Annotated in this window: 20 protein-coding genes and 1 pseudogene; 12 read left to right on the top strand and 9 right to left on the bottom strand. The window is 70.1% G+C overall.

Annotation, left to right across the window (positions count from 1 at the left end; translation table 11 throughout):
- The first annotated feature begins 2 nt into the window (after window positions 1–2).
- Both dapB and ACESMY_RS01640 read left to right on the top strand, forming a co-directional pair.
- Window positions 3–809: a 4-hydroxy-tetrahydrodipicolinate reductase gene (gene dapB / locus ACESMY_RS01645; protein WP_372781514.1), complete on the top strand. Its 807-nt coding sequence runs from the start codon at window positions 3–5 to the stop codon at window positions 807–809.
- Complete coding sequence (locus tag ACESMY_RS01640; RefSeq protein ID WP_372781512.1) at window positions 809–2,254, top strand: amidase family protein; 1,446 nt, start codon at window positions 809–811, stop codon at window positions 2,252–2,254. Before dapB ends, ACESMY_RS01640 begins: the two co-directional genes overlap by 1 nt.
- Here the strand turns inward: ACESMY_RS01640 and ACESMY_RS01635 are convergent.
- From ACESMY_RS01635 to coaBC, 4 genes are read right to left on the bottom strand one after another with little or no spacing between them, the layout of a single operon-like run.
- Window positions 2,251–2,781, bottom strand: a complete 531-nt coding sequence (locus tag ACESMY_RS01635) for a GNAT family N-acetyltransferase (protein ID WP_372781510.1) — start codon at window positions 2,779–2,781, stop codon at window positions 2,251–2,253. The genes ACESMY_RS01640 and ACESMY_RS01635 overlap by 4 nt on opposite strands.
- The gene (locus ACESMY_RS01630; RefSeq protein ID WP_372781508.1) at window positions 2,778–3,428 is read right to left on the bottom strand and encodes a hypothetical protein; all 651 of its coding nucleotides are present in this window, start codon (window positions 3,426–3,428) and stop codon (window positions 2,778–2,780) included. The genes ACESMY_RS01635 and ACESMY_RS01630 overlap by 4 nt, the downstream gene beginning before the upstream one ends.
- Entirely contained in the window at window positions 3,425–3,877 is a 453-nt protein-coding gene (gene dut / locus ACESMY_RS01625) for a dUTP diphosphatase (protein ID WP_372781506.1), read from the bottom strand. Before dut ends, ACESMY_RS01630 begins: the two co-directional genes overlap by 4 nt.
- Entirely contained in the window at window positions 3,874–5,064 is a 1,191-nt protein-coding gene (gene coaBC / locus ACESMY_RS01620; protein ID WP_372781504.1) for a bifunctional phosphopantothenoylcysteine decarboxylase/phosphopantothenate--cysteine ligase CoaBC, read from the bottom strand. Before coaBC ends, dut begins: the two co-directional genes overlap by 4 nt.
- 139 nt (window positions 5,065–5,203) lie before the next feature.
- On the opposite strand from coaBC, the gene ACESMY_RS01615 reads away from it, so the two are divergent.
- Window positions 5,204–5,782, top strand: a complete 579-nt coding sequence (locus tag ACESMY_RS01615; protein ID WP_372781502.1) for a hypothetical protein — start codon at window positions 5,204–5,206, stop codon at window positions 5,780–5,782.
- A gap of 9 nt (window positions 5,783–5,791) precedes the next feature.
- Complete coding sequence (locus tag ACESMY_RS01610; RefSeq protein ID WP_372781500.1) at window positions 5,792–6,298, top strand: cupin domain-containing protein; 507 nt, start codon at window positions 5,792–5,794, stop codon at window positions 6,296–6,298.
- Between the two features lie 3 nt (window positions 6,299–6,301).
- On the opposite strand, the gene ubiB is transcribed toward ACESMY_RS01610, so the two are convergent.
- Complete coding sequence (ubiB, locus tag ACESMY_RS01605) at window positions 6,302–7,786, bottom strand: 2-polyprenylphenol 6-hydroxylase (RefSeq protein ID WP_372781498.1); 1,485 nt, start codon at window positions 7,784–7,786, stop codon at window positions 6,302–6,304.
- Window positions 7,787–7,834: 48 nt separating this feature from the next.
- Window positions 7,835–8,593 (bottom strand): class I SAM-dependent methyltransferase, encoded by a 759-nt coding sequence (locus ACESMY_RS01600; protein WP_372781496.1) that lies wholly within the window; start codon window positions 8,591–8,593, stop codon window positions 7,835–7,837.
- Between the two features lie 76 nt (window positions 8,594–8,669).
- On the opposite strand from ACESMY_RS01600, the gene mutM reads away from it, so the two are divergent.
- The 6 genes from mutM (at window position 8,670) to ACESMY_RS01570 (ending at window position 13,914) form a co-directional block, all read left to right on the top strand.
- A complete protein-coding gene (gene mutM, locus ACESMY_RS01595) occupies window positions 8,670–9,533 on the top strand; it encodes a bifunctional DNA-formamidopyrimidine glycosylase/DNA-(apurinic or apyrimidinic site) lyase (protein WP_372781494.1) in 864 nt (287 codons plus the stop codon).
- Window positions 9,530–10,399 (top strand): TraB/GumN family protein, encoded by an 870-nt coding sequence (locus tag ACESMY_RS01590; RefSeq protein WP_372781492.1) that lies wholly within the window; start codon window positions 9,530–9,532, stop codon window positions 10,397–10,399. Before mutM ends, ACESMY_RS01590 begins: the two co-directional genes overlap by 4 nt.
- 33 nt (window positions 10,400–10,432) lie before the next feature.
- Complete coding sequence (locus ACESMY_RS01585) at window positions 10,433–11,209, top strand: enoyl-CoA hydratase (RefSeq protein WP_372781490.1); 777 nt, start codon at window positions 10,433–10,435, stop codon at window positions 11,207–11,209.
- Window positions 11,210–11,339: 130 nt separating this feature from the next.
- Complete coding sequence (gene rpsT, locus ACESMY_RS01580; RefSeq protein WP_372781488.1) at window positions 11,340–11,609, top strand: 30S ribosomal protein S20; 270 nt, start codon at window positions 11,340–11,342, stop codon at window positions 11,607–11,609.
- A 391-nt stretch (window positions 11,610–12,000) separates the two neighbouring features.
- Window positions 12,001–13,461 (top strand): chromosomal replication initiator protein DnaA, encoded by a 1,461-nt coding sequence (gene dnaA, locus ACESMY_RS01575; RefSeq protein WP_372781486.1) that lies wholly within the window; start codon window positions 12,001–12,003, stop codon window positions 13,459–13,461.
- Between the two features lie 90 nt (window positions 13,462–13,551).
- Window positions 13,552–13,914: a DUF6481 family protein gene (locus ACESMY_RS01570; RefSeq protein WP_372781484.1), complete on the top strand. Its 363-nt coding sequence runs from the start codon at window positions 13,552–13,554 to the stop codon at window positions 13,912–13,914.
- Here ACESMY_RS01570 and ACESMY_RS01565 read toward each other — a convergent pair.
- Window positions 13,911–14,408 carry a winged helix-turn-helix transcriptional regulator gene (locus ACESMY_RS01565; protein ID WP_372781482.1) on the bottom strand — a complete coding sequence of 166 codons (498 nt, stop codon included), beginning with the start codon at window positions 14,406–14,408 and terminating at the stop codon, window positions 13,911–13,913. The genes ACESMY_RS01570 and ACESMY_RS01565 overlap by 4 nt on opposite strands.
- 89 nt (window positions 14,409–14,497) lie before the next feature.
- Between ACESMY_RS01565 and ACESMY_RS01560 the strand changes: the two genes are divergently transcribed.
- Together ACESMY_RS01560 and ACESMY_RS01555 are read left to right on the top strand one after the other, a co-directional pair.
- Window positions 14,498–15,313 (top strand): SDR family NAD(P)-dependent oxidoreductase, encoded by an 816-nt coding sequence (locus ACESMY_RS01560; RefSeq protein WP_372781481.1) that lies wholly within the window; start codon window positions 14,498–14,500, stop codon window positions 15,311–15,313.
- 64 nt (window positions 15,314–15,377) lie between these two features.
- Window positions 15,378–15,563, top strand: a pseudogene (locus tag ACESMY_RS01555) (LysR substrate-binding domain-containing protein); the annotation flags it as partial.
- Window positions 15,564–15,630: 67 nt separating this feature from the next.
- On the opposite strand, the gene pnp reads toward ACESMY_RS01555, so the two are convergent.
- Both pnp and rpsO read right to left on the bottom strand, forming a co-directional pair.
- Entirely contained in the window at window positions 15,631–17,769 is a 2,139-nt protein-coding gene (gene pnp / locus ACESMY_RS01550; RefSeq protein WP_372781479.1) for a polyribonucleotide nucleotidyltransferase, read from the bottom strand.
- A gap of 248 nt (window positions 17,770–18,017) precedes the next feature.
- The gene (rpsO, locus tag ACESMY_RS01545; RefSeq protein WP_372781477.1) at window positions 18,018–18,287 is read right to left on the bottom strand and encodes a 30S ribosomal protein S15; all 270 of its coding nucleotides are present in this window, start codon (window positions 18,285–18,287) and stop codon (window positions 18,018–18,020) included.
- Window positions 18,288–18,289 lie beyond the last annotated feature (2 nt).

Below are 18,289 nucleotides of genomic sequence, written 5' to 3'. Positions count from 1 at the left end.
CTGTGCGACCCGCCGGAGTGACGCCGCTGCCCGACACCCAGATCAAGATCGCCGTGGCCGGCGCGATGGGGCGCATGGGCCAGGCCATGTGCGACGCGGTCCTGGCCGAGCCCGGCCTGGTCCTGGCCGCGCGCTTCGACCGGCCCGGCCTGACCGGCGAGGGCCTCGTCGGCCAGGACGCGGCCCTGGCCATTGCCGACGTCGTCGTCGATTTCAGCACGCCGGCCGCCTCGACCGCCCTGGCCGAGGTCTGCGCCGGACGCGGCGGCCCGGCCCTGCTGCTGGGCGCCACCGGCTTCGAGCCCCACCAGATCGCGGCGATCGAATCCGCCGCGCTGAAGATCCCCATCGTGCGCGCCGGCAATTTCTCGCTCGGGCTGAACATGATGCTGGGGTTCGTCGAGCAGACCGCGCGGCGCCTCGACCCCGAGGCCTATGACATCGAGGTCTTCGAGGCGCACCACCGGCGCAAGATCGACGCGCCTTCCGGCGCGGCCCTGATGCTGGGCGAAGCCGCCGCCCGCGGCCGGGGCGTATCCCTGGCCAAGGTCGCCAAGCGCGGGCGCGACGGGATCACCGGCGCGCGGACGCCGGGCGAGATCGGCTTCTCCGTCGTGCGCGGCGGCGGCATCGTCGGCGAGCACAGCGTCAGCTTCATCGCCGAAGACGAGAGCTTCACCCTGTCGCATTCGGCGCGCGACCGGGGCCTCTTCGCGCGCGGCGCCATCGTCGCCGTCCGCTGGGTCGCCGGCCGCCCGCCCGGCCAGTACGACATGCGCGACGTCCTGGGCTTTTCCGGGCGGTCCTGATGGTAGACGACGTCCTCAAGCGCGACGCCACCGACCAACTCATGGCGCTGACCGCCAAGCGGGTCTCGGCCGTCGAGCTCCTGAAGGCCGCCCTGGCGCAGCACGAACGGACCCATGCCCGGATCAATGCGGTCGTCGCCGTCGATCTCGAACGGGCCATGGAGCGCGCCCGCGCGGTCGACGACCTGCGGACCCGGGGCGAGCCCCTGGGCCTGCTCGCCGGCCTGCCGATGACGGTGAAGGACACCCTGGACGCGGTCGGCCTGCCGGCCTCCTCGGGCCTGAAGCATCTGCGCCAGCGCCAGGCCGAGGACGCCACGGCGGTGAAACTCGCCCGGTATGCCGGCGCGGTGATCTGGGGCAAGACCAACACCCCGGTGATGGCCGGCGACTGGCAGACCTTCAACGGCCTCTACGGCACGACCAACAACCCTTGGGACGAGGCCCGCACCCCCGGCGGGTCCTCCGGCGGGGCCGCGGCCGCGCTTGCGGCGGACGTCACGGCGCTGGAGATCGGGTCGGACATCGGCGGCAGCCTGCGCGTGCCGGCCAGTTTCTGCGGGGTCTACAGCCACAAGCCGACCTGGGGCCTGGTGGACCAGCACGGCCACGTGCCGCCCTCGCCCGGCTCGTGGAGCCAGCGGGACCTCAATGTGATCGGACCCATGGCCCGATCGGCGCGGGACCTGCGACTGCTGCTGTCGGTGCTGGAGGGCGGGCCGCTGGCCGCCAAGGCCCCGCCCTCGGACCTGAAGGAGGCCAGGATCGCGCTCTGGCTGGACGAGCCCAGCTTCCCGCTGGACCCCGAGGTCCGCGCGACGATCGAGAGCTTCGCCGCGGAGCTGACGGCGGCCGGCGCCCAGGTCACGCCCATCGCCTCGCCCGTGCACATGCCGACCCTGATGGGCGCCTATCAGGTCCTGCTGGGCGCGGTGCTGGGCGAGGACATGCCGGCCTCGACGCTCCGCAACCTCGAGCGGATGCGCGGCTGGGCGCGCTGGCGGATGGCCGGCGGCGCCGCGCCCACCTCGAACGCGGCGATGACGCTCGCCTACACCGCCACCCACCGCGAATGGATGGCCGCCGACGCGGTGCGCGCGCGCCTGCGCCACGAGATGTCCGAGGTCTTCGGCCGTTTCGACGCCATCCTGGCCCCGATCACCCCGGTCACCGCCTTCCCGCATGACCATCGCCCCTTCGGCCGGCGCAAGCTCACCACCTCGGACGGCCAGGCCATGCCCTACACCTCGATGCTCAACTGGATATCCCTGGCGACCGCCCTGCACCTGCCGGCGACCGCGATCCCGGCCGGTCCGTCCGCCTCGGGCCGGCCGGTGGGCGCGCAGCTGATCGGCCCGCTGAAGGGTGACGGGCGCATGCTGGCGCTCGCCCAGGCCATCGAGGAAAACGTCCGCGGCTACATCGCCCCAGCGATGCCGATCTAGTCCGCCAGCCGCGCGTAGAGCCACTGGTCCCAGTAGCGGCCCTTCCAGAAGGCGTAGTCGCGCAACACGGCCTCGCGCAGGAAGCCGTGGCGTTCCAGCAGAGCGGCTGAAGCGGCGTTGCCGGGCGTCACCATGGCCTCGATGCGATGCAGGCCCAGCGCCCCAAAGCCGTGGCGGAGCACCACCGGCAGCACCTCGGCCATCACCCCTTGCCGCCAGCGCGGGCGCACCACGTCATAGGCGACCTCGCCCCGCGACCCGCGCTCTCGGACGATCGCGTTGAACCCCGCCGTGCCGACGAAAGCGCCCGCGCGGTCGCGGATCGCCCAGCGCATCCCGTCGCCGGAGGCCGCGAGGCCGGTTGCCCAGTCGATCACCGCCTCCGCGGCCGCGAGGTCGGCCAGCGGCTCGATATCCATGTGTTCGACGGTGCGGCCGTCGGAGAGGTGGGCCAGGAGGTCGGCGCGGTCGCTGGAGGACAGCGGGGTGAGCTCGTAGTTCGCCGAGGCGAGGCTCGATCCCCTCACGGCTTGGCGGGGGCCGGCGCCTGGCGCGCCCAGGCCCCGTCAACGGCGGCCTGAAGGTCCTCGCCCACGCCCCGCCGGACCAGCGAGAGGCCCTCCAGCTCGACCTTGTCGCTGCGCAGCACCCGCGAGTGCAGGCTATAGCCCACCAGATAGACGGCCCGATCGGTCTTGGTCTGGCCGTCCTCGATAAAGACCGTCTCGATCCCGACCGGCAGGCGGCCGTGCGGCGGCCTGGCGCCTCCGTTGGAATCCCGAGCGCGCAGGGCCTTGTCGAGGCCGCCTTCGAGCCAGCCCACCTCGATGCGCGGATTGCCGGTGGTCTGGACCGCATCGCCCCGCACATCGCGCGGGAAGCTGAGCGCCTGGGTCTGGATCACCTGTTCCGGATGCACGCTCGCCAGCCGCAGCCGGTCGCCAGCGGCCTCCGGGGTCCCGGTCATCAGGAAGGAGAGCTTCAGGGCGCCGGCCTTGGCCTCGGCCTTCTTCTCCTGCTCGGCGGCAGCGCGCTCGCGGTCGGTCTGGGCCCGTTCACGGTGGCTGTCCCAATAGCCGAGCGCCGCGATCGCCACGGCCACGATGCCCACCAATTCCGCCAGCGACAGCCAGCGCAGCGGCAGGCGTTTCTTCGCGGACGGCTTGTCGCTCATCGGCCGGTCGAGCCGAAGCCGCCGGCGCCGCGCGCCGTCTCGTCGAGGGTCTCGACCTCCGCCCAGACGGCCTGGACCACGGGAGCGATCACCAGCTGGGCGATGCGCTCGCCGCGCCGGATCACGAAGTCCTCTTCGCCGAGGTTGATCAGGATCACCTTCACCTCGCCCCGGTAGTCGGCGTCGACGGTGCCTGGGGTGTTGAGGCAGGTGACTCCGTGCTTGAACGCCAGGCCCGAACGGGGCCGCACCTGGCCCTCGAACCCCGGCGGCAGGGCGAAGGCGAGGCCGGTCGGCACGGGGAACCGTGAGCCGGGGCGAAGCGTCAGGGGCTCGTCGTCGGGCACCGCGGCGCGCAGGTCCATGCCGGCGGCCTGGGCGGTCTCATAGGCCGGCAGGGGCAGGCCCTCGCCGTGCGGCAGGCGGACGATGGGGACGGTCGGGTTCACGCGAACTCCTGGGCAATGCGATCGGCCAGCCGGCGCGCCACGGCGTCCTTGGCCATCCGGTCCCATCGCTCGATTCCGCCGGCGCTGACGAGGGCCACGGTGTTGTCATCGCCGCCCATTGCGCCCTCGACACTGACATCATTGGCGACGATCCAGTCGCAGCCCTTCTTGCCGAGCTTGGCCTTGGCGTGGGCCTCCAGGTCGTTGGTCTCGGCGGCGAAGCCGACTACCAGCCGCGGGCGCCGCGCGCCCCTCGACAGGGTGGCGAGGATGTCAGGGTTTTCAACGAGCGCGATGGGCTCGGGCGCGCCGGACCCCTTCTTGAGCTTCTTCCCGCTGGTGTCGGCCGGGCGCCAGTCGGCGACGGCGGCGACGCAGACGGCGATGTCGGCCGGCAGGGCCGCCTCGCAGGCCGCCAGCATCTCGCGGGCGCTCTCCACGTCCACGCGCGTCACCCCGGCGGGGGCGGAGAGCGCGGTCGGGCCGCTCACCAGCGTGACCTCGGCGCCGAGGGCCGCGAGCGCGCGGGCGATGGCGTAGCCCTGCTTGCCCGAAGACCGGTTGGTCAGCATGCGCACCGGGTCGATGGGCTCGGCGGTGGGGCCGGCGGTGACCAGGGCCCGCTTGCCGGCCAGCGGCCGGGCGCCCCCGCCCAGCGCCGCCATGATCGCCTCGAAGATCGCCGCCGGCTCGGCCATGCGCCCCGGGCCATATTCGCCACAGGCCATGGCGCCCTCGTCGGGGCCCACGAAGGCGACGCCGTCGGCCGTCAGGGTCGCGAGGTTCCGCCGGGTCGCGGCGTGCTCCCACATCCGCACGTTCATGGCCGGCGCCATCAGCACCGGCTTGTCGGTGGCGAGCAGGGTGGTGGAGGCGAGGTCGTTCGCCAGGCCCTGGGCGGCCTTGGCCATCAGGTCGGCGGTGGCCGGGGCGACCACGACGAGATCGGCGGAGCGCGACAGCTCGATATGGCCCATCTCCGCCTCATCGGTGAGCGAGAAGAGCTCGGAATAAACCTTGTCCTCGGCGAGCGCCGCCAGCGACAGCGGGGTCACGAACGCGGCGCCCGCGCGGGTCAGGATAGGGCGCACGGCGACGCCGGCCTTGCGCAGCATGCGGGTCAGCTCGAGGCTCTTGTAGGCCGCGATCCCGCCGCCGACGATCAGGAGAATCCGCTTTTCGCTCAAGGCTCTCGCCCCTCATTCGACGCGCGCCAGCCTTAGGCCAGATGGGGCCGCGGGACAAACCCGCCAAGATTCGACTCGACAATTGTTTCAGGTTGTTCTTTCTTTGTTCGCAAGCTCTGCTGTTTTTGGAGAAAGAACCATGGCTGGGTTGAAGACGGCGCTGTCCCTGGCGCTTGGAATTTCGGCGCTGGCGCTGCTCGGCGCCTGCGACAACGGCCCCTCGGCGGTGAGCAAGCAGGCGGCGGGCACGCAGATGGCCACGGCCAATGCGCCGGAGAGGTCCTACGGCGCCAATCGCGGCAATGGCGACGCGCCCCAGGTCGACCACCGCAAGGACGTCGTGGCCGCGGCCGACGACGGCAAGCCGGTCTGGGCGCCCAGCAAGCGGTTTTCCGCCGAAGAGGGCGCGCAACGCCAGTTCGAGCGGGATGGCGAGGCCTTCCAGGCCAAGAACCTCGATCAGTTCGTCAAGAAGGCGCACGCCTTCGTGGGCCATCCGCCCAAGGGCACGCTGACGCTGACCCGCAAGAACGGCGACACCCTGTTCTACGACCCCAAGGGCAATGTCTTCGCCGTGGCGAACAAGGAGGGCGCGCCGCGCACCATGTTCAAGCCGGACGACGGGATGGCCTATTGGCAGAAGCAGAAGGACCGCGAGGAGCACAGCCAGTCGGCCCGCGCCGGGCGGCGGTCCAAGTCCTACGACGACCAGGCCTGACGGCCCGCCATGGCGGACCCCAAACACATCGTGCGCACCGGCCAGGTCGACTGGTCGCAGGTCTGGCGCGGCCGCCATCCGTTCAATCCGGCCTCGGACATGCGGATGGTCTCGTTGGGCGATCCGGCGGGCATGAAGCAGATCGGGGCGCACCTGATCCGTATCCCGCCCGGCAAGGAGAGCTTCATCCCGCACGCCCACTCGGTGTCGGAGGAATTCGTCTTCATCCTGGAGGGCGCCGGCGAGATGGTGCTGGACGGGGTCAGCCATCCGGTCGGGCCCGGCGACTTCGTGGGCTTCCCCATCGACGGGGTGGTCCATTCGCTGAGGTCCAAGGGGCCGGGCGACCTCGTCTACCTGACCGCCGGGCGGCGGGATCCGATCGAGGTGGCCGACATGCCGACGATCGGCAGGACGACGGTCTTCCGCAACGGCCAGATGGAACTGTTCGGCGAGGACGGGATCGAGCGGCTGACCCAGGCCGAATGGATGGCGCGGACCAAGCTCGAAGGCTAGCGGTCAGGCGAGGTAGAGCGCCGCAAGGAACGCCGCGCCCGACACCACCGCCCCCACCGCGAACCACAGGAGCGCCGAGCGTTCGCCGCGCACCTCGCGCACCTCGAGCGTCGCCGGCGTCGGCGGATTTTCGATCAGCCGGGCGAGGTTCTGCAGCGCCGCGGCGGCCTCGCCGGCGAAGCGCTTGACCCGGGCGGCGGGCGAGAGTTCGCGGGCCATCCAGCGGCGCACCACCGGGTCGGCGGCGGTCCAGATGTCGTGGTCCGGCTGGATGCGACGGGCGACGCCCTCGACGGTCATCATGGTCTTCTGCAGCAGCACCAGCTCGGGACGCAGGTGCATGTCGTAGAGCGCGGTGATCTCGAAGAGCTGCATCAGGACGCGGCTCATCGGCACCTCGCTGGCCTTGCGGCCGAAGACCGGCTCGCCCACCGCGCGCAACGCCTGGGCGAAGGCCGCCACGCTGTGGCGCGCCGGCACATAGCCCGCCGCGAAATGGGTCCGGGCCACGCCGTCGTAGTCCTTGTTCAGGAAGCCCCAGAGGATCTCCCCCAGATAGCGCCGCTCCGCCGGCCCGATGCGGCCGATGATCCCGAAGTCGACGGCGGTGAGCTGCGCCGGGGCAGCCGCGAACAGGTTCCCCTCGTGCAGGTCGGCGTGGAACACCCCATGGTCGAGGGCCTGGGACAGGAAGGCGCGGATCAGGTTGTCGGCCATGGCCTGGTGGTCGAGGCCGGGTTGGGTCAGGGCGGCGGGATCGGAGAGCGGCCAGCCCCTGGCCCACTCCATGGTGAGAACCCGCTTGCCGACGCCCTCCCAGACGATCGCCGGCGCGCTCATGTAGCCGTCGAGCGCCATGACCTCGCGCAGCTCGTCGGCGCCGGCCGCCTCCAGCCGCAGGTCGAGCTCCAGCACCGTCGCGCGGATCACGGTCTCGGCGAAGGCCCTGGGCTCGAGGCGCCGCGCCGCCGGGACCCAGCGGTCGATCAGCCGCGCGGCCAGCGCCAGGCCCTCGCCATCCTCGGCGACCCGCCGCTCGATCCCGGGCCGCAGCACCTTCACCGCCACCTTGCGGCCGTCCAGCAGCCTGGCCTCGTGCGCCTGGGCGAGCGAGGCCGCGGCGATCGGCTCGCCGAAATCGGCGTAGAGACTCTCCACGGTGCGCCCGAGCGCGTGCTCGACCTCGGCGCGGGCGACCGCGGTCGGGAAGGGCGGCAGCTTGTCCTTCAGCCGCGACATGTCCTCGGCGAACTCGCGGCCGAAGAAGTCGCCGCGCGTCGACAGGAGCTGGCCGAGCTTGATCGCCACCGGCCCCATGCCCTCCAGCGACCGCGCCAGGCGCTCGCCGGGCCGGCCGCTTTTGGCCCCGCGGCCGGCGAAGAGGCGCAGGGTCTTGGCGAGCGTGCTCACCGACGGCGGATAGAGGGCGTCGAGTTCGCGCGGCAACAGGGCGTCGTTGCGGACCAGGACCCAGGCCGCGCCCGTCATGCGGCCAAACGCGCCGCCGATCACCAAAGGAGGGCCCAGCCCATTTCGCTAGATCGCCCGGCCGGTGTGCAGGGCCGCCACGCCGCCGGTGAAGTTGGTATATTCGACCCGTCCGAAGCCCGCCTCGCCGATCATGGCCGCGAACCGGCGCTGGTCGGGGAACCGGCGGATGCTCTCCACCAGGTACTGATAGGCCTCGCGGTCGCCGCCGACCCGCGCGCCGATCTCCGGGATCACCTTGAAGGAATAGGCGTCGTAGGCCTTCTGGAGGGCCTCGGTGACCGGCCGCGAGAACTCCAGGCAGAGGAACCGGCCACCCGGCCTCAGCACGCGGCGGGCCTCCCTGAGCGCGCCCGCGATATCGGTGACGTTGCGGATGCCGAAGGCGATCACATAGGCCTCGGCGCTGGCGTCCGGCAGCGGCAGGCGCTGCGCATCGCCCACCGCCCAGCAGATCTCGGGCTCGGAGCCCTTCTCGCGGCCGGCGGCGACCATCTCGGCGTTGTAGTCGACGACCACGACCCTGGCGTCGGCGCCGCCGCGGCGCAGCTGCGCCCGCCGCGCCATCCGGGCGAAGCGCCGGGCCATGTCGCCGGTGCCGCCGGCGCAATCGATGATGGTCTCACCCGGCTGCGGATTGAGGCGCGCGGCCACGGCGTCCTTCCAGAGCCGGTGGACGCCGCCGCTCATCAGGTCGTTCATCAGGTCGTAGCGGCGCGCCACGCGGTCGAAGACGCCCCGCACTAGGCCGGGCTTCTCGCTCGGGTCCACGTCGCGGAAGCCGAAGGTGGCGGCAGGTCCGGTCATGGCGTGCGTCTTAGCCCTACGCCTGCGGCGCTCCAAGGCTCTTGGCGCGCCGCGCCCGTCGTGCCAAGCCAGACCCATGCCCGAACTTCCCGAGGTCGAGACGGTGCGGGGCGGCCTTGCGCCCGTGCTGGAAGGCCACCGCCTGGCCCGCGTCGAGGCGCGGCGCCCCGACCTGCGCTTCCCGCTCCCCGAGAACTTCGTCCAGGTCCTGACCGGGGCGACGGTCACCCGCCTGAGCCGCCGGGCCAAATATCTGCTGGCCGCCCTCGACCGCGAGGACACCCTGGTCATGCACCTGGGCATGAGCGGCCGCTTCGAGATCGCGCACCCGGATGGCGAGGAACGGCCGGGCCATTTTCACTACGCGCCCGACCCGGATCCCAAGCACGCCCACATCGTCTTCGAGACCGAGGCTGGCGTGCGCGTGACCTATTACGACCCCCGCCGGTTCGGATACATGGCGTTGGTCAACACCGCGACCCTGCATCTGCACCCCTGGTTCGCGGGCCTGGGGCCGGAGCCGCTCTCCGACCAGTTCGACGCCGATCGCCTGAAAGCCGCCTTCGCCGGCCGCAAGCAGGGGCCCAAGACCCTGCTGCTCGACCAGCGGATCGTCGCGGGCCTCGGCAACATCTATGTCTGCGAGGCGCTCAACCGCGCCCGCATCTCGCCATTCAAGGCGGCCGGCGGCATTTCCAAGCCGCGCCTGGAGACGCTGGTCATCGAGATCCGCGCTGTGCTGAGCGAGGCGATCGCGGCGGGCGGTTCGACGCTGCGCGACTTCGCCCAGACCGACGGCGCGCTGGGCTACTTCCAGCACCGCTTCCGGGTCTACGACCGCGAGGGCGAGCCCTGCTTCAACGACCCCGGCGTCGGGGTGATCGCCCGCAAGGTCCAGGCGGGCCGTTCGACCTTCTATTGCCCGGCCTGCCAGAAGTGAGCCGCCTGCGGACTTCGATCCTGGCCCTGCTGGCCGGCCTGGCCTTCGCGGACGCCGCGGCGGCGGAGCCTCCGGTCTGGGTGGTCAAGGACAAGAACTCCGAGCTCGTGCTGTTCGGCTCGGTGCACATCCTGCCGCGCGGCCTCGACTGGACCCCGCCGGCGCTCGACCGGGCGCTGAAGGCCGCCGACGACATCTGGTTCGAACTGCCGATCGACGCCAAGAGCGAGGCGGTCACCTCGAGCCTCGCCACCAAGGCCGGCGTGCTGCCGCCTGACCAGTCGTTGTTCAAGCTGCTGCCGCCGAAGGACGCCGAGCTGATGAGCAAGGTGGCCGCGGCCTATGACGTCTCGCCGGTGCTGCTCGACCGATTGCAGCCCTGGCTGGCGGAGATCGCGCTGGCCGGCGGCGCCTATCGCCGGCTGGGCGCTGACGCTGCGTCCGGCGTCGAACAGACCATCGCGGCCATGGCGACGCCCAAGGCCAGGCGGCGGGCCTTCGAGACCCCGGCCGAGCAGGTCGCCCTGCTCTCCGGCGGCTCGATGGGGGAGCAGATCGCCTCCCTGCGCGAGACCCTGCACGAGATGGACGAGAAGCCGGACGAGTTCCAGACGCTGGTGAAGGCCTGGACGGACGGCGACGTCAAGGTGCTGGACCGCGAGGCCCTGGCGCCGATCCGCGACACCACGCCGGGGCTCTTCCAGCGGCTGGTCACCGACCGCAATGCCCGCTGGACCAAGGTGCTGGACGCCCGCCTGAAGGGCCATGGACGCACCGTCGTCGTGGTCGGCATCGGCCACCTGATCGGCCCGGACGGGGTGCCCGCCCGACTTCGCGCCCTTGGCTATTCCGTCACGGGGCCTTAAGGCGGCAGCCTGACCCCGCCGAGGAGCCCGCCGATGACCCTTCAGACCCTGATCGTGGAACGGCATGACGCCGTGACCCTGGTCCGGCTTAACCGCCCCGAGGCGCTGAACGCGCTGAACGGCCAGCTGATGGACGAACTGACGGCGGTCCTCGACGAAACCGAGGCCGATCCCACCGTCCGCTGCGTGGTGATCACCGGGTCGGACCGCGCCTTTGCCGCCGGCGCCGACATCAAGGAGATGGCGTCGAAGAGCTACGCCGAGGTCTTCACCGAGGACTTCATCACCCGCAACTGGGAACGCGTGACGCGCTGCCGCAAGCCGGTGGTCGCCGCGGTCGCGGGCTACGCGCTCGGCGGCGGCTGCGAGCTCGCCATGATGTGCGACTTCATCATCGCCGCCGACAACGCCAAGTTCGGCCAGCCGGAGATCAACCTGGGCGTCATCCCCGGGGCAGGCGGCACCCAGCGCCTGACCCGTTTCGCCGGCAAATCAAAGGCCATGGACATGATCCTGACCGCCCGGATGATGGATGCGGGCGAGGCCGAGCGCTGTGGCCTGGTCAGCCGGGTCGTTCCGCTTGCGGAGCTTATTTCGACGGCCATGGAAGCGGCGGCGAAGATCGCGGCCCTGTCACCCAACTCCGTGATGATCGCCAAGGAGCTGGTCAATGCGGCCTATGAAACCCCGCTCAGCCAGGGCGTGAAGACCGAGCGGCGCCTGTTCCATTCGCTGTTCGCCTTCGACGACCAGAAGGAAGGCATGGCGGCTTTCGTCGAGAAGCGGCCGGCCAAGTTCACCGGCAAGTAGAGGCGGGCGAAATAGGCGTGCGAATTGCGGGCCGCTTCCATTGACCCGCCGCTCCGCCTCCCGTATATCCGCGCCTCCGATTTTCCCCGCCCCGGCTCGCCGGGCGCGTTCGTTTGAAGAGCTCTAGAGAATGGCCAATACGCCCGGCTCCAAGAAGGCGGTCCGCAAGATCGCCCGCCGAACCGAAGTCAACACCAACCGCCGTTCGCGCGTGCGCACCTTCCTGCGCAAGTTCGACGAAGCGCTGACCTCGGGCGACGCCGCGGCCGCCAAGGACGCCTTTGTGAAGGCCCAGTCGGAGCTGATGCGCGCCGTGACCAAGGGCGTGGTGCACAAGAACACCGGCTCGCGGAAGGTCTCGCGTCTGGCCGCCCAGCTAAAGAAGATGTCCGCCGCCTGACTTACGGCGCCGCGCCGGGAAACCCGGCATCTCCGATCGTAAATTGAACCGCTGAACGGCGCCCCTCGCGGCGCCGTTTTCGCGTCTGAGGAGAGTCGTGGGGTGCGACCAATGCGACGAATCTACTCAGCTCACGGAACGGAAATCGGCGTTTCCCTTGGCCCCAAAAGGGCTCGGCGCGAGTCAACGAAAATATCGTTCCGGGCGTTGAAGAATCACCGTTGACCGGCCTCGGGCCCCGACTAGTGTCAGCTTCCTTACAGGCGTCTTCCATCTGATCCCGGATTGAAACGGGGCGCCGGCGGAGCGAAAGCGTTCGCCGGATAAGAGCCTGTTTGTGTTGAGAAAAGGCGCGGTCTCTGCGTGGGGCTGGGACCGTGAGGCGGGCAGGATGGGGTTGGCAAAGATGATGAGCGGGGGGGCTGCGGGAGCAATGGCGAGCGCACCGGCCGGAGTCGTGTGGACGAAGACCTGCATGGTCTTGAAACGCGAGCTGGGTGAAGCGACGTTCGGCTCCTGGCTGGGCCAGGCGGCGCTGCGGGAGACCGGGGACGAGGTGTGCCTGGTGGCCGCGACCGGCGTCGCCCGCGACTGGATCGCCCGCCATGCCTGGCGCCGGATCGGCGAACTCTGGGCGCAGAACGATCCGCTCGGCCGGACGCTCGATCTGAAGTCGCGGATGGAATTCGATTCCGCCGGCCTGATCGCCGCCGCGCCGGGGCTCGCGCCCCCAGCCAAGGCTCCGATCCCGGTCGCGCCCGATGTCTTCGAGATCGAGGCCGAGGCCGTTCCGGTCGCCGCCCGCCAGGGCCGGCTCGCCGGCCTGCAGGAACGGTTCTCCTTCGATACCTTCGTCCAGGGACCCTCCAACGAATTCGCCTTCGCCGTGGCCCGCCGCGTGGCGTCCTGGTCGGACGGCCACTTCAACCCGGTGATGTTCCACGGCCCCTATGGCTTCGGGAAGACCCACCTTTTGAACGCGCTCGCCTGGGAAGCCATGCGCAATGAGCCGACCAAGCGCGTCGTCCACCTGAGCGCCGAGCGGTTCACATCGACCTTCGTGCGCGCCCTACAGGACAAGCAGACGGCGGCCTTCAAGGACGAGTTGCGCAACGCCGACCTGCTGCTGATCGACGACGTCCACTTCGTGGCCGGAAAGACTTCGACGCAGGAGGAACTGTTCCACACCCTGATCGCGCTGGTCGAAGACGGCCGCCGGGTGGTCATGACCGCCGACCGCTCGCCGACCGAGCTGTCGGAAATGGAGCCGCGCCTGCGCTCGCATCTGCAAGCCGGCCTGGTCTGCGGCATCGAGCCGGCGGACCGCGCCCTTCGCCTGGGCATCCTGGACCGCAAGCTGCAGACGCTGGCTCAGCAGGGCGGCTTCCTGCCGGCCTCGAAGCCCGAGGTCATGCAGTTCCTGGCCGACCGTTTCACCGACAGCGTGCGCGAACTTGAGGGCGCGCTGAACACCCTGGTGGCCCGGGTCGGCGGCGATCTCGCCCGCCTGACCCTCGATGAGGCCCAAACGATCCTTCGCCCGCACCTGTCGTGCAACGAGCGCAAGGTGACGGTGGACCAGATCCAGAAGACCGTCGCCGAGCACTATGGGCTGAAGCAGGCCGACCTGATCTCCGAGCGCCGCGCGCGCGCGGTGGCGCGGCCCCGCCAGGTCGCCATGTGGCTCGCCAAGCAGATCACCACGCGGTCGCTGCCGGACATCGGCCGCCGGTTCGGCGGGCGCGACCACACGACGGTGCTGCATGCCGTGCGCCGCATCGAGTCCCTGAAGGCCGAGGATCCGGCGATCGCCCGGGACACCGACGTCCTGCTCCGGAAGCTCCGCGGCTAGGCTCGCGGGCTTTCAGCGGGCTCCGGCCGGGGAAATGCTGTAAGGGTGCGGGCGTCGCGCAATCGCGGCGACCCATCTGAAAAGTTGTCCATGTCCGCAAGAGACCTCAAGGGCTCCGGCCTGACCGATCGCCTGGCCGCCGCCGCGGACGCCAAGGCCGCCCTGCTGGCGAAGATGAAGCCCAAGCCCACCGTCACCGCCCCGCCGTCCGAGAGCCGCGCGGTTCTGCGCGAGGCCGAGCTGAAGGCCGTTCGCCAGGCCCGCGCCGACGACAAGGAAGCCGCCCGGGCCGCCGCGGCCGACAAGGTCGCCGCCGCCGCCGCCGCGGTGGTCGCCGACGAGGAGGCCGCCCTCGCCGAAAAGCGGGGCGCGCGCAAGGAGCGCAAGCAGCTCACCAAGGCCGAGGCCCAGTCCAAGCGCGACGCCCGCTACGCCGCCCGCAAGGCTCGCTAGGCCCCAGTCATCCCATCGGCGAACGCCATCCGGGCGCGCACCTGGTCATCGGCCGCGGGCCCGGCGGCGAGGCGGAAGCCGGGGCCGTCGACGCTCCGGCCGGTCCTGGCGTCCACCAGCACGGGTTCGGCCGGAACGCCGGTGGCCGCATCCACAAGCTGGCTCGCCATGCCTTCCTTGGCGAAGTGGCGGTTGCCGAAGGCCATGATCGCCAGCAGCACGGGCCGAAAGTCCCGGCCCATTTCGGTCAGCACATACTCGTCGCGCGGCGGACGCTGGCTGTAGCGTCGTCGCTCCAGCAGGCCGGCCGCCACCAGGCGATCCAGCCGGTCGGCCAGGATGTTGGGGGCGATGCCCAGGCTAATGCGGAACTGATCGAAGCGGCTGAGGCCGTGCATCGCGTCGCGCAGGATCATCAGGCTCCAAGGGTCGCCGACCCGTTCCACGGTGCGGGCGACCGGACAAAGGCTGCGGTCGAAGCCAGGATTTCTCATATACCTCAAATGGGCGCGTCACTTGCGATTTGCAACTCACCTCCCAGCTAAGAGGCCAGGCGACGATGGACGCCGCCCAGGAGAGCTCCATGACCCAATCCAATTCCCCCGGCGTCGCTCTGGTGACCGGCGCCTCCGCCGGCATCGGCTCGACCTATGCCGACCGCCTGGCCCGGCGTGGCCATGACCTGATCCTCGTGGCCCGCGATGCGGCCCGCCTGGAAGACCTGGCCGTCAAGCTGCGCGCCGAGACCGGCGTCGCCGTCGAGGTGTTCCGCGCCGACCTTACCGACAAGGCCGATCTCGTCCGGCTGGAGAACCGGCTGGCGAGCGACGAGGCCATCGACCTGGTGGTCAACAACGCCGGCGCGGTGCTGGCCGGCAGCTTCCTGGAGCAGACCCCCGAACAGGCCGACGGCCTGATCCAGCTGAACGTCGTCGCGGTCGCGCGCCTGGCCAATGCGGCCGCCAAGGCCTTCGTGCGCCGTGGCCATGGGACGCTCGTCAACGTGGGTTCGGTCGTCGGGCTGTTGCCGGAGTACCGCAGCACGGTCTACGGCGCGACCAAGGCCTTCGTGCTCTATCTGACCCAGGGCCTGAACCAGGAGATCGGCGGCGCGGGCGTCACCCTGCAGGCGGTCCTGCCGGGCGCGACGCGCACCGAGATCTGGGAACGCTCCGGCCGCAAGCTGGCGGACCTCGACCCCAATCGAACCATGGACGCGGGCGAACTGGTCGACGCGGCCCTGGCCGGCCTCGACAAGGGTGAACTGGTCACCATCCCCTCGCTGCTCGACCCGGCCGAGTGGGACGCCTTCGAGGCGGCGCGCGTGACGCTGTCGCCCAACCTCTCCCACGCCCATCCCGCGCCCCGCTACGGCGTGAAGGTCCCGGTGGCGGCCTAGGGCGCGCGGCGTAGGCCCATGGCGCGAGGAATCCCGCGGACCCCGACCGACCGCCAAGGCCGGGGCCGGGGTGATCTACGCCATCGAGCGTTCGGTGGCCGACGACCTTGCGGCCGGGCGGCTGGTGCGGACGCTGGCCGGCTGGACCCAGCCCTTCGGCGGCGTCGCCCTCTGCTATCCGCGCCAGCGGTTGCCCTCGGCGGGCCTGCGCGCCTTCATCGACCACTTCCAGGCCGCGCGGCGGCGCTAGCGGCCAAAGAAAGGGCGGCTGCATCGCTGCAGCCGCCCCATTCATTTCGGCGGAAGATCAGACGCGGCTAGGCGTCGGCTTCTTCCGGCTGCTTGGAGGTCAGGTCCTCGCCGGTTTCCTGGTCGACGATCTTCATCGACAGGCGGGTCTTGCCGCGGTCGTCGAAGCCCAGGAGCTTCACCTTCACGGACTGGCCCTCGACGAGGACGTCGGAGACCTTGTTCACGCGCTCGTTGGCGATCTGGCTGACGTGCACCAGGCCGTCCTTGGCGCCGAAGAAGTTCACGAAGGCGCCGAAGTCGACGATCTTCACGACCTTGCCGGTGTAGATCTGGCCGACTTCCGGTTCGGAAGCGATCGACTTGATCCACTCCTTGGCCGCCTCGATCTTCGACTGCTCGGCGGCCGCGATCTTGATCGTGCCGTCTTCGCCGATATCGATCTTGGCGCCGGTTTCGGCGGTGATCTCGCGGATCACCTTGCCGCCCGAGCCGATCACTTCGCGGATTTTGTCCACCGGGATCTTGATGGTCTCGATCTTCGGAGCGTATTCGCCGAGCTCGTGGCGCGGGGCTTCCATGGCCTTGGCCATTTCGCCGAGGATGTGCTCGCGGCCGCCCTTAGCCTGGGCGAGCGCCTGCTTCATGATCTCCTCGGTGATGCCGGCGATCTTGATGTCCATCTGCAGCGAGGTGATGCCGTCAGCGGTGCCGGCCACCTTGAAGTCCATGTCGCCGAGGTGGTCTTCGTCGCCCAGGATGTCGGACAGAACGGCGAAGCCGTCCTTTTCGAGGATCAGGCCCATGGCGATGCCGGAGACCGGCTTCTTCAGGGGCACGCCCGCGTCCATCAGGGCCAGCGAGGAGCCGCAGACCGAGGCCATGGACGAGGAGCCGTTGGACTCGAAGATCTCGGAGACCAGGCGGATCGTGTAGGGGAATTCTTCGACGCTCGGCAGCATCGGGCGGATCGCCCGCCACGCCAGCTTGCCGTGACCGACTTCACGCCGGCCCGGCGCGCCCATGCGGCCCGTTTCCCCCACCGAGAAGGGGGGGAAATTGTAGTGCAGCATGAACTTCTCATAGTACTTGCCCTCGAGGGCATCGATGAGCTGCTCGTCGTCGCCGGTGCCGAGCGTGGCCACGACCAGGGCCTGGGTTTCGCCGCGGGTGAACAGCGCCGAGCCGTGAGCACGGCTGAGGACGCCCACTTCCGAGACGATCTGGCGGACCTGGTCGACCTTGCGGCCGTCGATCCGGATGCCGGTGTCGAGGATGTTGCGGCGCACGACGTCGGCTTCCAGTTCCTTGAACACCGCGCCCAGCTTGTCCGGGCCTATGCCGGCGGGATTGGTGTCGGACTTGCCGAACTTATCGGTGGCCTTGGCCTTGGCCGCGGCGACCGCGTCCTGACGCTCGAGCTTGGCGGGGATCTTGAAGGCGGTGGCGAGGTCCTTGCCGATGGCCTTCTTCATCTCCGCCTTCACGGCGTCGGTGTCGTCGGGCTGGAAGTCGAAGGGCTCCTTGGCGGAGTGGTCGGCCAGCTCGATGATCGCGTCGATGACCGGCTGCATGCCGGCGTGGGCGAACATCACCCCCTTCAGCACTTCGTCTTCGGTCATTTCCTGGATTTCGGACTCGACCATCATGACCGCGTCCTGGGTGCCGGCGACCACCAGGTCCATCCGGCTGTCCTTCATCTCGTCGAGCGTCGGGTTGAGGACGTACTCACCGTTGACGAAGCCGACGCGGGCGCCGGCGATCGGGCCCATGAAGGGGGCGCCGGAGATGACCAGGGCGGCAGACGCCGCCACCAGCGCCACGATGTCGGGATCGTTCTCGAGGTCGTGGGCCAGAACCGAGCAGACGACCTGCACTTCGTTCTTGAAGCCCTTGACGAACAGCGGGCGGATCGGACGGTCGATCAGGCGGCTGGTCAGGGTTTCTTTCTGCGACGGCGCGCCCTCGCGGCGGGGGAAGGAGCCGGGGATCTTGCCCGCGGCGTAGAACTTCTCCTGGTAGTTCACGGTCAGCGGGAAGAAGTCCTGGCCGGGCTTCGCGCTCTTGGCGAAGACGGCGGTCGCCAGGACCATGGTCTCGCCGTAGGTGGCCAGCACCGCGCCGTCAGCCTGACGGGCCATGCGGCCGGTTTCGAGCGTCAGCGTCTTGCCGCCCCACTCGAAGGTCTTGCGTTTGATGTCGAACATTTTCGCTTCTTTCTGTCCCGGCGGGCGTATTCCCGGCGGGGGCGGACAGGGATCGGGCTTCCGAAATCCTCTCCAAATGAACAGGCGATGAGGACTTCGTTGGAGCCCTCGGCGTGTTTGGCGGCCCCTATCTAAGAGGTCGCCGTCGCCGCATTTGAGTCCCCCGGCCTGTTACGGAGGAGCGGCGGTGAATTCGTCGGGTCCCTGGGGCGGGCGAAAGCCAACCCCGAGGACCTTCGGACGGGACCCTAGCGGCGCAGGCCGAGGGTCTCGATCAGCTTCTGATAACGGTCCGTGTCGGACGTCTTCAGGTGGTCCAGGAGCGACCGCCGCGCGGAGACGAGCTTCAGGAGCCCGCGGCGCGAGTGGTTGTCCTTCTTGTGCGTCTTGAAGTGTTCGGTGAGGTTCGCAATCCGTTCGGACATGATCGCCACCTGGACTTCAGCGCTGCCCGTGTCCGCGTCGCCGCGGGCATGGGTCTTGATCACTTCAGCCTTGCGTTCGGCCGTAATCGACATCG

The organism is Phenylobacterium sp., from assembly GCF_041691455.1.
In the GTDB taxonomy this organism is placed as follows: Bacteria; Pseudomonadota; Alphaproteobacteria; order Caulobacterales; family Caulobacteraceae; genus Phenylobacterium.
The sequence above is the reverse complement of the archived record's forward strand: the minus strand, read 5'-3'. Positions and strand labels throughout refer to the sequence as shown.

Bases quoted from the DNA above. Each gene is read 5' to 3' on its own strand.
- ACESMY_RS01615 (WP_372781502.1), top strand. From the start codon at position 5,204: ATGGCTGGGTTGAAGACGGCGCTGTCCCTGGCGCTTGGAATTTCGGCG.
- ubiB (WP_372781498.1), bottom strand. From the start codon at position 7,786: ATGACGGGCGCGGCCTGGGTCCTGGTCCGCAACGACGCCCTGTTGCCG.
- pnp (WP_372781479.1), bottom strand. From the start codon at position 17,769: ATGTTCGACATCAAACGCAAGACCTTCGAGTGGGGCGGCAAGACGCTG.
- ACESMY_RS01640 (WP_372781512.1), top strand. From the start codon at position 809: ATGGTAGACGACGTCCTCAAGCGCGACGCCACCGACCAACTCATGGCG.
- rpsO (WP_372781477.1), bottom strand. From the start codon at position 18,287: ATGTCGATTACGGCCGAACGCAAGGCTGAAGTGATCAAGACCCATGCC.
- ACESMY_RS01585 (WP_372781490.1), top strand. From the start codon at position 10,433: ATGACCCTTCAGACCCTGATCGTGGAACGGCATGACGCCGTGACCCTG.
- ACESMY_RS01570 (WP_372781484.1), top strand. From the start codon at position 13,552: ATGTCCGCAAGAGACCTCAAGGGCTCCGGCCTGACCGATCGCCTGGCC.
- ACESMY_RS01565 (WP_372781482.1), bottom strand. From the start codon at position 14,408: ATGAGAAATCCTGGCTTCGACCGCAGCCTTTGTCCGGTCGCCCGCACC.
- ACESMY_RS01630 (WP_372781508.1), bottom strand. From the start codon at position 3,428: ATGAGCGACAAGCCGTCCGCGAAGAAACGCCTGCCGCTGCGCTGGCTG.
- ACESMY_RS01560 (WP_372781481.1), top strand. From the start codon at position 14,498: ATGACCCAATCCAATTCCCCCGGCGTCGCTCTGGTGACCGGCGCCTCC.
- rpsT (WP_372781488.1), top strand. From the start codon at position 11,340: ATGGCCAATACGCCCGGCTCCAAGAAGGCGGTCCGCAAGATCGCCCGC.
- mutM (WP_372781494.1), top strand. From the start codon at position 8,670: ATGCCCGAACTTCCCGAGGTCGAGACGGTGCGGGGCGGCCTTGCGCCC.
- ACESMY_RS01610 (WP_372781500.1), top strand. From the start codon at position 5,792: ATGGCGGACCCCAAACACATCGTGCGCACCGGCCAGGTCGACTGGTCG.
- dnaA (WP_372781486.1), top strand. From the start codon at position 12,001: ATGGGGTTGGCAAAGATGATGAGCGGGGGGGCTGCGGGAGCAATGGCG.
- ACESMY_RS01600 (WP_372781496.1), bottom strand. From the start codon at position 8,593: ATGACCGGACCTGCCGCCACCTTCGGCTTCCGCGACGTGGACCCGAGC.